The 12,332-nt window shown below is 72.5% G+C and carries 8 protein-coding genes, 1 other RNA gene and 1 pseudogene; 3 read left to right on the top strand and 7 right to left on the bottom strand.

Translation table 11 applies throughout. From position 1 onward, the window contains the following. The 5 genes from ABZS54_RS29445 to ABZS54_RS29465 all read right to left on the bottom strand — a co-directional run. Positions 1-2,466 (bottom strand): protein kinase (locus ABZS54_RS29445; RefSeq protein WP_355542611.1); only part of this gene is annotated, 2,466 nt, incomplete at its 3' end. A gap of 337 nt (positions 2,467-2,803) precedes the next feature. Continuing rightward, positions 2,804-3,475 (bottom strand): response regulator transcription factor, encoded by a 672-nt coding sequence (locus ABZS54_RS29450; protein ID WP_355542614.1) that lies wholly within the window; start codon positions 3,473-3,475, stop codon positions 2,804-2,806. Continuing rightward, positions 3,472-4,734 carry a histidine kinase gene (locus tag ABZS54_RS29455; RefSeq protein WP_355542617.1) on the bottom strand — a complete coding sequence of 421 codons (1,263 nt, stop codon included), beginning with the start codon at positions 4,732-4,734 and terminating at the stop codon, positions 3,472-3,474. Before ABZS54_RS29455 ends, ABZS54_RS29450 begins: the two co-directional genes overlap by 4 nt. A gap of 86 nt (positions 4,735-4,820) precedes the next feature. Then, on the bottom strand, positions 4,821-5,585 hold the full coding sequence (locus ABZS54_RS29460; protein WP_355542620.1) for an SDR family NAD(P)-dependent oxidoreductase: 765 nt from the start codon (positions 5,583-5,585) through the stop codon (positions 4,821-4,823). 81 nt (positions 5,586-5,666) lie between these two features. After that, entirely contained in the window at positions 5,667-6,977 is a 1,311-nt protein-coding gene (locus tag ABZS54_RS29465) for a PASTA domain-containing protein (protein ID WP_355542623.1), read from the bottom strand. A gap of 167 nt (positions 6,978-7,144) precedes the next feature. Between ABZS54_RS29465 and ABZS54_RS29470 the strand changes: the two genes are divergently transcribed. From ABZS54_RS29470 to ABZS54_RS29480, 3 genes are all read left to right on the top strand, one after another. After that, positions 7,145-7,972, top strand: a complete 828-nt coding sequence (locus ABZS54_RS29470) for a Nif3-like dinuclear metal center hexameric protein (protein ID WP_355542626.1) — start codon at positions 7,145-7,147, stop codon at positions 7,970-7,972. Between the two features lie 136 nt (positions 7,973-8,108). Next, positions 8,109-8,852 carry a C4-type zinc ribbon domain-containing protein gene (locus ABZS54_RS29475; RefSeq protein ID WP_355542683.1) on the top strand — a complete coding sequence of 248 codons (744 nt, stop codon included), beginning with the start codon at positions 8,109-8,111 and terminating at the stop codon, positions 8,850-8,852. After that, positions 8,849-10,000 (top strand): bifunctional RNase H/acid phosphatase, encoded by a 1,152-nt coding sequence (locus tag ABZS54_RS29480; protein ID WP_355542629.1) that lies wholly within the window; start codon positions 8,849-8,851, stop codon positions 9,998-10,000. The genes ABZS54_RS29475 and ABZS54_RS29480 overlap by 4 nt, the downstream gene beginning before the upstream one ends. Before the next feature lie 330 nt (positions 10,001-10,330). Here the strand turns inward: ABZS54_RS29480 and rnpB are convergent. Then, an RNA gene (gene rnpB / locus ABZS54_RS29485) (RNase P RNA component class A) lies at positions 10,331-10,739 on the bottom strand. Positions 10,740-10,819: 80 nt separating this feature from the next. Further along, positions 10,820-12,187, bottom strand: a pseudogene (locus tag ABZS54_RS29490) (RNB domain-containing ribonuclease); the annotation flags it as partial. Between the last annotated feature and the right edge of the window lie 145 nt (positions 12,188-12,332).

Consider the following 12,332-nt stretch of genomic DNA (forward strand, 5'->3'; position numbering starts at 1 on the left):
GTCGTAGGTGGCCGCGTCGGCTCGGCCCTCGTAGAGCACGAAGGACATCCAGTACCGGGCGAAGCACGCGAGCAGCTTGGCCACCAGTGCGCCGAGGCGAAACCGCTCGTCGCCGGTGGCCCGCCACATCCGTACCTGGAGCAGACCGGCGCCGGCCGCGCCGTGGCACACGTCCGGATTGGGCCACACGATCGGTACGCGAAGCGCCGTCTCGATCGCCGAGGCGGCGAGTCCCTCGTCACCGAGCAGGGCCGCCGCGTCGTACAGAGCCCACGCGGTCCCGGACCGGCCGAAGTGCAGGCCGGGCAGCACCACCGGTTCGGCAGCCGCCCGATCGCGCAGCCAGACCGCGCCGTCCTCGACCGCGCGATGCAGCGTGTAGCGCAGCCGCGGTTCGAGCGTCGTGGTGTGCGCTGCCCGGGCCAGCACGCCGAGCACCCCGGCCGCGCCGTACTGCACGCTGCACGGATCCATCGCCGCAGCGCCCGCCGTCATCGGCCACAGCCGGTCCACTCGCCCCGGCGTCATCGTCGCGACCAGGTGCGCGAGCCCGTCCAAGAGCAGCGCGTCGTCGTCGGGCGGCACCGGATGTGGCGGCACCTTGTCGCCCTCGGTGTCCGGATGCGGCCGCGGCCCATCCGGCGCATCCTGCCGCCCGGCCACGCCGAGATCCGGGCCCCCACCCGAGCTTGCAGCCGACCCCGAGCCCAGGCCCGCACCGGCACCCGCACCCGAGCCCGCACCGGCAACCGAGCCCGAGCCCGCACCCCCACCCGAGCCAACGCCGACCCCATCACCGTCATCCGCGACTGCGCCGCCCCCGCCACCCGCGCGCCCGCCGACCGCGCCAACCACGATCCCGCCCGACCCCGAACCCACCTCCGCCGCACCACGATCCGCGCCGGTCATCCCCGTGACGAAGCCGCACACCCGCGCCAGTGACCAGCGTGCCGTCGGATCCTCGTGCCACAGGCCGCGGATCGCGGGCGCGAGGCGCCGTGCGGTCTCGCCGTGTCGAGCGGCCGACGCCAGCCACGCGCCCAGGCGTTCCACGGTGCCGCGGCTCGCGCCGACGTCCTCGGGCAGGGCCGGATCGGCGCCGGTGGCCAGCAGGAAGAACAGCCCGCCCAGGCTGTACAGATCGGCGGCCGGGTGTACGAGGTGGCCACCGTCCGCGGTCGGGCGCTGCTCCGGTGCCCGGTATCCGGGCGTGCCCGCCGCGCCGGCCCGGGAGCCGATCTCGGCGGCCAGTTCCAGATCCACCAGACGCACCGAGTGGTCCGACGCGACCAGCACGTTCGTCGGCGACAGGTCGCGGATCACCAGATTCTCGGCGTGCACGGTTCGGACCAAGCGGATCAGTTCCAGGACGACGGGTCGGGCCGGCGCCCAGGGCACGTCCGGGTCCTGCGCGTGGCGGCCGACCCAGGCGCGCAGCGGCTCGCCCGGCAGTCGCTCCTGGGCCAGGAAGATCGTCTCGGCCTCCTCGACCAGCGCGACGTGTCGAGGGGTCAGGCCGGTGTGCGCGAGTCGCCGCATCACCATCGCCTCGTGCCGCAGCGCGGCGCACGCGTCCCGCCCGGAGCGGTCCACCTCGATGTGCGCACGGGCCTGCTTGACCACGACGGCGGTGTCGTCGGTGGTGTCGCGGCCCAGGAACACACCGCCCTTGGCCGAGTGCCGCAGGGCTGAGGTGACCGCGAAGCGACCCGCGATCAGCACGCCCGCCGCCGAGGACGCGGCGGGCCCGGCTGCGCGCGTCGAACGGGCCCGCTCCACCAGCGGATCGGGCGCCCACGCCGGCGGGGTGAACCATGCCTCCCGGGCGTCGTCCACCGCCAGTCCGTCGGGGTCGGTGAGCACCGCGCGGTAGCCTCCGTCGTTGCCGAGCACCGCGCGCCGGCCGAAGCCGCCGTAGCGGTAGTGCACGACGCTGCCCGGTCGGCACGGCCGGTCGGAGAGGATGCCCGGTCCGGTGAGCTCGCGCGTCACCTCGTCGAGCGCGTCCACCAACTCCATGAACTGCTCGTCGTCGTTCGGGTAGACGGTGATGAACTTGCCCGCCGAGGCCCGGTCGGCCTCGCGGGAGTTGAGCATCCGGAGCCGCTCCAGGTCGCCGGCGAACTTGAACGCCACGCGGCGCGGCAACAGCACGTCGCAGACCCGGCCCAGCACGTGCGGGGCATCTCCGGTCCGCGCGCTGACGTGGATCTTCCAGCCCTGGGCCCGGGCCGCGTGGCCGGGCGGTCGTACGGTGCACCAGAAGTCGTCCGAGCGCACGTCCCACTCGGTGTCCGCGCCGGACGCGACGGCGTCGGACCGCCGCGCGGCCCGCCCGTCGCGATCCTGTTCCCGGGCGACCGCAGCGCGGTCGAGCGCGGCACGGACGCGGTCGACCAGGTTCGTCCCCGGCGCGCCGTGGCCGCCGGTGCGCTCCGCACGGTGCCCACGCGTCGTCGTAGCCATCCCTGGACCTCCCCCTCGACTGTGCCCTCGCGCCCCGGTCGACGATGTGTCACGTTCGTCGACCGGTGCCCGGAAACGGTTGTCGAGCGACCGGGTGATCCGGTCGCCGACGTGGCCGCCCCGCCTCGGATCGCTCCCCCCGGCGGGACGGCATGACCGTACGCAGCGCGTTCGGGCCACCTCAACGAGTTGCGGCAGCCTTCACCCCTTCGAGTGAAGTGACCCGTATTGAGGGTTGGTTGGTCAGTTGATCTGCATATTTCCGAACCGTCGATATCGGTGCAGGTCAACGAGAGGACATGGAGACAACCATGCGGCTGGGGATGGGCCGATCGGGCTACTCGCCGATTCCGCGCTGTTGGGCGAGAATCGCGGCCTGGACCCGGCTGCGCAGGCCCAGTTTGGTGAGGATCCGGCTCACATGGGTCTTCGCGGTGGCCTCGGCCATGTCCAGGTGTTCGGCGATGCGTTGGTTCGACATGCCCCGGCCCAGGCACGCGAGCACGTCGCCCTCGCGCGGTGTGAGCGACGCGAGCGCCTGCGCGCCCACTTCGGGCCCGTCCGCGGGGCCCGATCGGGGCGGGCTCGCGAACGCGTGGATCAACCGGCGGGTGACCTCCGGCGCGACGAAGCCGTCGCCGCGCGCGACCAACCGGACGGCCTCGACCAGGCGTTCGGCGTCCACCGTCTTGAGCAGGAAGCCGGCCGCACCCGCGCGCAGCGCGCCGAACACGTACTCGTCCAGGTCGAAGGTGGTGAGAACCAGGACGTCGAGGCCCTCCGCGGTCAGCTCACGCGTGGCACTGATCCCGTCCAGTCGCGGCATCCGCACGTCCATCAGCACCACGTCCGGGCGCAACGACCGGGCCAGCGCCACCGCGGCCTCGCCGTCGGCGGCCTCGCCCACCACCTCGATGCCCGGGGCCGCGTCCAGGATCAGCACCAGGCCCGCCCGGACCGCCGCCTGATCCTCGGCAACCAGCACCCGCAGCGTGTCGACGTCGCTCACCCGGTCCCACCCTTCGGCCCCGTCGAGGCATTGTTTTCGGCACCGCGCACCACGTCGTCGCCGCACGGGAGTTCGGCCCGTACGTGCCACCGGCCCGCGCGCGGACCCGCCTCGAACACGCCGCCGAGCAGCGACACGCGCTCCGACATGCCCACCAGCCCCGCGCGGGCGCCCGGCAGCCGGGTGACGTGCTCGGGATCGATCCCGTTGACGCCGGTGATCACCACATCATCGGTGCGATAGGCGAAGACCATCCGCAACTCCTGTGGCGTGGCGTGCTTGAGCGCGTTGGTGAGCGTCTCCTGGACCACCCGGTAGGCGGCCAGGTCGACGGGTGTGGGCAACTCCCGTGCCACCCCGATGACCTCGACGTCGACGATCAGCCCGGCCCGGCGCACGTGCTCGACGAGGCGATCGGTCTCGGCCAGGCGGGGCACCGACACCGGTTCCTCGGGCGTGTTCTCCGAGCGCAGCAGGCCGATCATCCGGCGCATCTCGGTCAGCCCCTGCAGGCTGCTCTCCCGGATCACCTCCAGCGTCTCGCGCAACCGGGCCTCGTCCAGACTCTTCACCGACAGCGCGGCGGTGGACTGGACCGCGACCGCGCTCAGGTGGTTGGCGATCACATCGTGCAACTCGCGTGCCATCCGTGCCCGTTCGGCGACCACGGCGGCCTGGTGGTCGAGTTCGGCCAGCCGCGCGGTCTGGGTCGCGCGCAACCGTTCGACCTCGGCCTTCTCGCGGTGCTCGCGCACCGAGAAGCCGGTGAGCACGGGGGAGACGCCGACCAGGCCGATATAGAAGATCGACAGGACGAACAGGCGGAACTCGCGGGTTACCGCCCAGACCGTGCCCGCGCCCACGACCAGCGCCACCACGTTGCCGTACAGCAGGCGAAAAGCCAGCCGCGAAGTGCCGTACAGGCACGCCGCGTAGAGCACGTCGGACCACATGATCAGGCCGCCGATGGAGGGCCCGAGTACCATCTCCACGCTTGCGCAGGCGATCGCCAGGAACACCGCGAAGCGTGGTGACGTGCTGCGGTGGCACTCGGCGACGAACAGCAGAAGCAGCGGTGGCAGGCGCAGCCACGGGCTCGGGTTCCACACGCTCCAGATCACATAGGAGTGGGTGGCGAGCAGGACGAGCGCGCCCGCGAGCACCACGCCGCCGATCGCACAGTCGCGGCGGATCGGCGGCGCGAGGCCGGGCAGACGAAGGGGCAGGGGACGCTGCCACGCGGAGGTCGGATCGCTCACGCCCCCATCCCAACATCATTGAGGCGGGCCCGCCGACCGCCGGCACCGAACGACGGGAAGGTCGTCCTGATTCGTGACGGTTATCGCTACTTCGGCTGAAAGCGAATCCCGCCGTCGAGCCGGATCACCTCGGCGTTGAGGTAACTGTTCGTGAGCAGTTCGTACGCGAGCGAGGCGAACTCCTCCGGCACGCCCATGCGCTTGGGGAAGAGCACCTGCTGTCCGAGGGTGTCCTTGACCGCCTGCGGCGCGGCGGCGAACAGCGCGGTGTCCATGGTGCCGGGCGCGATGGTGTTGACCCGCACGCCGATCGCCGACAGGTCGCGCGCGACGGGCAGCGTCATGCCGGCCACGCCGGCCTTGGACGCACCGTAGGCGGCCTGGCCGATCTGTCCGTCGAAGGCGGCCACTGACGCGGTGCACACGATCGCGCCGCGCTCGCCGTCGGCCTGCGGCGGGGCCGAGGCCATCGCGGCGGCGGCCAGTCGGATCGCGTTGAAGGTGCCGATCAGGTTGAGTCGCACGATGAACTCGAAGGAGGCGAGCGGGTGCGGCGACCCGTCCCGGGCCACCGTGCGGGCGCCCATCCCGGTGCCGGCGCAGGAGACCAGCGCGCGCAGCGGCGCGAGCGCGAGTGCCGCGTCCACCGCGGCTTGGACCTGCTCCTCGTTCGTGACGTCGGTGGTGACGAAGGTTGCGCCGATCTCGGCGGCGACGGCCTTGCCGCGCTCCTCGTTCTTGTCCGCGATCACCACCGAGGTGCCACCGGCCGCGAGCCGGCGCGCGGTGGCCTCGCCGAGCCCGGAGGCCCCGCCGGTGACGATCGCGGACGCGCCTGTGAGGTCCAGCATGAGCGTTCTCCCCTCGCCTGTTCTTGACTGAGGCAAGCTATTGCATGCGGAGGGGAGTCGACCAGGGGACCTGACGATGTGTCAGTTGCGCCCCGTCCCGGTGGTGGGCGCAGTCACGCTCACCGTCACCGTCGTGCCGACCGGCACCACGTCGCCGGAGTCGGGGTCGGAGCCGGAGACCACGTCGTTGCGGGAGGCCCCGGAGGGCAGCGCGATGCTCAGGCCGGCATTCTTCAACGCTGTACCGGCCTCGGCGACGGTCAGCCCGGACAGCGGTGGAACCGTGGTCGTCGCGGGCGCGGAGGGCGAACCCGTGTCCGTGGGCGTCGCCGAGGTCGACGGCCGGGTGACCGGCGGCGTCGTCCTGACCCCCGACATCACCACGACGATCTCCGCCTTGTCCCGGTCCACCTTCCTCCCGGCCGCCGGGTCGGTGGAGGCAATGGTGCCGCCGCTTCCCCTGATCGTGCCGCGAAAGCCCTTCTCGCGCAGCAGCGCGACGCCCTGCGCCTCGGTCATCCCGACCACGTTCGGCACGGTCAACTTCCCCGGCGCGCTCGTACTCGTGCTCGGCGAGGCCGAGTCGGACGGATCCGGCGTGCTGGTCACCGGCGCCTCGGTGGTCGGCACGGCGGCGGACCTGGTTCCGGTCGCGGACGGGCCGGCCCCGGTCGCAACGCTCTTGGCGGCCGGCGTCGTGCCGTCCGTACCCGCCATCGCCATGCCGATCAGAACCGCCACCACGATCGCGGCCACCGTCGCGAGCACGGCGGCGACGACCCGGCTCCGGCGCCTGCCGTCGCGGCGCTCACGATCGTGGTGGTACGAATTCGCCGGCCCGCCGCCCGCCTGCCCGCCTGCGTCGTCGTGGTCCGTGGACACCACCCGGACCGAGAACGGCGCGCACGCCGCCACCCGCATGTCCCGCGCGGAGACCACCCGTACCGGGACGTCGCTCTCCTCGACCACCCGGGACGCCTCCTCGAAGGCGCTGCCCCCGCTGTCCGCGCCCATGTCGCCGAGCCCGAACAGCCCGCTCGGCGGGACCTGGTCCGCGATGTCCGGGGGCACTGTGTAGACGATCGTCCACACCCGCGTCTCGCCCGGATACACGTCGGGCGGCCCGGGCCGGTCCAGGCCGATCCGCCGGCCGACGTCCCGGGGCAGTTCGACGTCGTAGCGGTCCGGCGCGCTGCCCGCGTTGCGCAGGGTCAGCGTCACCATCACCGTCTCGCCGGGAGCCGCGGTGACTCGACGAGGCTCGCACCAGGCCTGCACCGCGCACTCCGGATCGCCCATGCGCTGCCCGTGCAGGTCGGTGCCGCATTGTTCGCCCGGGCAGTACGCGTCGGTCTCCAGATAGGGCGTACCGCACAGCAGACAGTGCACCATCGTCGTCGTCCCCCTCGTCGTCGTACGACAGTGCGAGCCTGCCTACCGCACAAACGCTTCGGATGGGATCGACTTCACACAATCCGAGGGCACTCCGGGGCACTGTGTCACCGCCCGTCCGGGATGCCCGAATCCGGGGTGGTGACCCGGAGAGGTAATCTCCCTTCGTGCCCAAGCTCTCCGACGTCGTCAGCGCCCTCGAACGGATCTATCACCCCGATTGGGCCGAATCCTGGGACGCGGTCGGGCTGGTCTGCGGCGACCCGGACGCCGAGGTGCGCTCGGTGATGTTCGCCGTGGACCCGACGCAAGCAGTCGTCGACGAGGCGCTCGCCCGCGGCGCCGACCTCCTGGTCACCCACCACCCGCTGTTCCTGCGCGGGGTGCACTCGGTCGCCGCGACCGGCTTCAAGGGGCGCGTCGTACACACGCTGATCACCGGCGGCTGCGCCTTGTACGTCGCGCACACCAACGCCGACTCGGCGGCCCCCGGCGTCTCGGACGCGCTCGCCGCCGCCCTCGGGCTGACCGTGACCGCGCCGCTCGACCCGGCTCCGGCCGACCCGAGCGAGTGTCGGGGGATCGGCCGGATCGGCGAGTTGGCCGTCCCCGAGACGCTCGCCGCGTTCGCCGCCCGGGCCGCCCGCGCGCTGCCGCGCACCGCGACCGGCCTGCGGGTGGCCGGCGACCCGGACCGCCCGGTGCGTACCGTGGCGGTGTGCGGCGGCGCGGGCGACAGCCTGTTCGACGCGGTCCGCCGCAGCGGCGCCGACGTCTACGTCACCGCCGACCTGCGCCACCACCCGGCGTCGGAGGCGCTGGAACACGGCGGCCCCGCGCTGCTCGATGCCCCACACTGGGCCACCGAGTGGCCGTGGCTGGCCTACGCGGCCGACGAACTCACCCGTGCGCTCACCGCAACCGGCACTACGGTGGAAACCCACGTGTCGGAACTAGTCACGGACCCATGGACGTTCCACACTCCACACCCCTGAGCATCGCGACGGGGGCATGAGGTCCGACCGGCCCGTCAGTCGCCCGCAGAACCCGAACCCAGCCACCAAAAACGCACCGGGTGGGCGGGTGGGAAGCAACATCCCGCCCACCCGAGCCGCATCCAAGGAGCCCCCGCTGAACGCCGCGCCCGCCGACCAGCTCCGCCTGCTCGACCTCCAGGCCCTCGACTCGCGAATCGATCTGCTCGCCCACAGGAAGCGCACACTGCCGGAGAACGAGGAGATCGACCGCCTCGGCTCCCGGCTCGCCCGGTTGCGCGACCTGGTGGTCGCGGGCGAGACCGAGGAGAGTGACGCGGCCCGCGACCAGACCAAGGCCGAACAGGACGTCGACCAGGTCCGCAAGCGCGCCGAACGCGACCAGCAGCGCCTCGACTCGGGCCACGTCACCTCGCCCAAGGACCTGGAGAACCTCCAGCGTGAGGTGGCCTCGCTCGCCAAGCGCCAGGGTGACCTCGAAGAGGTCGTCCTGGAGGTGATGGAACACCGCGAGGACATCCAGGGCCGGCTGGCCAAGCTGGTCGCCGAGCGGGACGAGGCGCAGAGCGCGCGCGACGCCGCCGAGTCCCGGCGGGCCGCCGCCGAGGCGGAGATCGACACCGAGGTGGCCGCCACCGTCAAGCAGCGTGCGGTGATCGCCGCGGCGATCCCGGCCGATTTGATCAAGCTGTACGAGAAGATCCGCGAGCAGTCGCACGGCGTGGCCGTGGCGCCGCTGTTCCAGCGTCGCTGCGAGGGCTGCCGGCTCGAACTGGGGATCACCGACCTCGGCGCGATCCGCGCGGCCGCGCCGGACGCGATCGTGCGCTGCGAGAACTGCCGGCGCATCCTCGTCCGCACGGCAGAGTCGGGCCTGTGAGGCTCGTCGTCGAGGCCGACGGCGGCTCCCGGGGCAACCCGGGCCCGGCGGCCTACGGTGCGCTGGTGCGCGACGCCGCTACCGGTGAGGTGCTGCACGAGGTGGCCGAGGCGATCGGTGTGGCCACCAACAACGTGGCCGAGTACCGCGGCCTGATCGCGGGCCTGACCGCGGCGCACACGATCGACCCGACGGCGACCGTCGAGGTGCGGGCCGACTCCAAGCTCGTGGTCGAGCAGATGTCGGGGCGCTGGAAGATCAAGCACGCCGACATGCGCGACCTGGCGACCAGGGCCCGGGGCATCCATCCGCCCGGGCAGGTCACCTACACCTGGATCCCGCGCGAGCGGAACAAGCACGCCGACCGGCTGGCCAACGAGGCGATGGACGCGGCGGCCAAGGGCCGGGCGTGGACCCCGCAGGAGTCCACCGCGTTCGCGACCCCCAAGGCCGCGGCGCCGGTTCCGGACGAGCCGGTCACCACCAAGGTCCGCCCGACCGCCCCCGGCTGGGGACCGGATCTGGGCCGCCCGACCACCCTGGTCCTGCTGCGGCACGGCGAGACGGTGCTCACCCCGCAAAAGCGCTTCTCCGGCACCGGCGCCGACCCGGACCTGTCCGAGCGTGGCCGATGGCAGGCCGCGCGCGCGGCCGAGGCGTTCGCCGAGCGCAACACGATCGAGGCGATCGTGTCCTCGCCGCTGGGCCGCTGCCGGCAGACCGCGGAGGCGGTCGCACAACGGCTCGGCCTCGAGGTGCGCGAGGAACCGGGTTTCCGGGAGACCGACTTCGGCGCCTGGGAGGGGCTGACCTTCGCCGAGGCGCGCGAACAGACCCCGGACGCCCTGGACGCGTGGCTGACCTCCGCGGACGCGGCGCCGCCCGGCGGCGAGAGCTTCACCGAAGTGGCCCGTCGGGTCGAGGTGGCCCGGGACAAGACCATCGCGCGACACCCCGGCAAGACCGTCCTGGTGGTCACCCACGTGACGCCGATCAAGACACTCGTGCGGATCGCGCTCGGCGCGCCGCCGGAGTCGATGTTCCGGATGGAACTGTCGGCGGCGGCGATCAGCGCCGTTCAGTGGTGGTCGGACGGCAACGCGTCACTGCGGGTGTTCAACGAGACGGCGCACCTGCGCGGAGTGTGACCCGGACGGCACGATCGAACAAAAGTTTGACCCCGCCGCCGCGATGTGTCATAGTCGGCAGTGCCTTCAGCGTGCCCGCCAGTAGGAATCCGGGCGGACCACGCGGAGGACCAAACTTTAGAAAGCCCCGAGTCGACCCCGGCCGGGGCTTTCGTCTTGCCGGGATGCGCCTTGGTCGATATGGCCGGGGACGCGAGAGCGAGGCCGTCGGGGGAGCGCCGGCGGAGCAACCCGTTCGCGCCCCGCAGCCGGCCGGGTCCCGGAGTGGGGCAGGCCGAAAAGGCCCCTGCCCTGCGTGTCCGCAGGTCGGGGCGGTGCCTGGATGGGCGACGGACGAGTCGGCCTCTACGCCGGGTTCTGTCTCCCGGGAGCCTTGCGGCGCCCGGGGAGGCGGCCATCCATCTACGACTGCCGTTGCCGACAGCCTCCAGCGGTCTACCCGCGAACTCGGGCGGGCCGCCCTCGAACGTTCGCGCAGAGCACGTGTGACGGTGCTCCTCTTGACCTTGCTCCGGGTGGGGTTTACCTAGCCGCCCGAGTCACCTCGGGCGCTGGTGGTCTCTTACACCACCGTTTCACCCTTACCGATCGTCCGAGGACGCCGGCGGTCTGTTTTCTGTGGCACTGTCCCGCGGGTCACCCCGGGTCGGTGTTACCGACCACCCTGCCCTGTGGAGCCCGGACGTTCCTCGGCGGAACCCTCGAGGAGGAATTCCGACGCGGCCGCCCGGCCGACTCGTCCGCCGTACCGGCCATCCTAGCGGGGGCGAACCGCACCCTTCGCCGGGTGTCGTCGGCCTCGGTCAGCCGGACCCGGACCCGCTCGCCCAGACCCAGGCCCGCGCCGTCGAAGCGGGCCCGCACGGCCGGCTCGGCGAGTTGTACGGTCCCGCCGTCGCCACGGTCGTTCAGGTCCACCACCACCGCGTCGAACTCGTCGCCGACGTGGTCGGCCAGCACGACCGCCTCGACCAGGGCCACCGCCTCGCGCTCGACCTCGTGCGCCCGGCGATCACCGGTCTCCATCGCCTTCGGCAATTCGTGCAGCCGGGCGCTCACCCACTCGGGCACGTCGGTACCCGCGACCAGGGACACGCAGATCTCCCCCGCGTACCGGTCGACCAGGCGCCGCAGCGGCGCGGTCACGTGCGCGTACTCGTCGGCGACCGCCGCGTGCCCGGTCAGCTCCGGCACGCCCGCGTCGAACGCGGTGTAGCCCGCCCCGCGCAGCAGCCCGGTGGCCTCCTGGAGGAACGCCGCATGCCGGGGATTGTCCGGGTCGAGCGAGCGGATCACCGCGCCGTACGTGCCGCCCTCGGGCCAGGCCACGTCCAACGCCCGGCCGACCCGGCGGACCTGGGCCAGCGCGTCCGGCGGCGGTGGTGGCAGGGTGCGCAGGATGCCGACGCCCGCATACGTCATCAGGTCGGCGGCGGCGATGCCGGTGAGCAGCGAGATCTGCGCGTTCCAGCCCTCGGCCGGGATCGGCGCCCGATATTCCAGTCGCCACGAGTCGCCGTGCTCGACGATCTCCTGCTCCGGGATCGGCAGGCTCACCCCGCCGCGATCGCTCTCCAGCATCTCGCGCAGCCGGCCGATCTCGGCGAGCAGCGCCGGCGGCTCCTCGGCGCTGCCCGTGTCGATCGCGCGCTGCACCTGCGGATAGTCGAACCGGACCCGGCTGCGCACCAGCGCGCGAAAGACGTCGGTGCCGATCAGGTCGCCGGACGCGTCCAGATCGAGCACCCACACCAGCGCGGGCCGGTCCTGCCCCGGGAGCAGACTGGCCGCCGCCTCGGACAGGATCGGCGGATGCAGCGGGATGCGCTCGTCCGGCAGATAGAGGGTTTCCACCCGGCGCATGGTCTCCGCGTCCAGCGCGCCGCCGGGGGTCACCCAGGCCGCCACGTCGGCGATCGCGTAGTGCACCCGGTAGCCGGTGTCCGTGCGGACCAGGTGCATCGCCTGGTCCAGGTCCAGCGACTCGGCCGGATCGATGGTCAAAAACGGCAGTTCGGTCAGGTCCCGGCGGGTCAGTGTCGGCCCCCGGCGGGCGGCCGCGTCCGCCTCCGCCAGTACTTCCGGGGAGAACGCCCCCGGCAGCCCGAGGTCCGCACGCAGACGGATGAAGCCGGCGCGCAGGCGATCACCGTCGGCGGACCTGATGTGGAGATGGCGACGAGGCACGGATCGAGCTTAGGAAAGATCCGCCGCGGTGCGAAAGACTTTTACGGCTTTTCGCCCGCGCGCCCGGAGCCGCCGCGTCGTGATCGGCCCGGCTCGTGCTCATAAACTCGATCCATAAACTTGATCGTCCCCCTTCCGTCCGCGT

The organism is Embleya sp. NPDC005575 (assembly GCF_040605455.1).
In the GTDB taxonomy this organism is placed as follows: Bacteria; Actinomycetota; Actinomycetes; order Streptomycetales; family Streptomycetaceae; genus Embleya.

What these genes read in the sequence shown, in the direction of transcription:
- ABZS54_RS29460 (WP_355542620.1), bottom strand. Translation starts at nt 5,585, where the DNA reads ATGCTGGACCTCACAGGCGCGTCCGCGATCGTCACCGGCGGGGCCTCC.
- ABZS54_RS29465 (WP_355542623.1), bottom strand. Translation starts at nt 6,977, where the DNA reads ATGGTGCACTGTCTGCTGTGCGGTACGCCCTATCTGGAGACCGACGCG.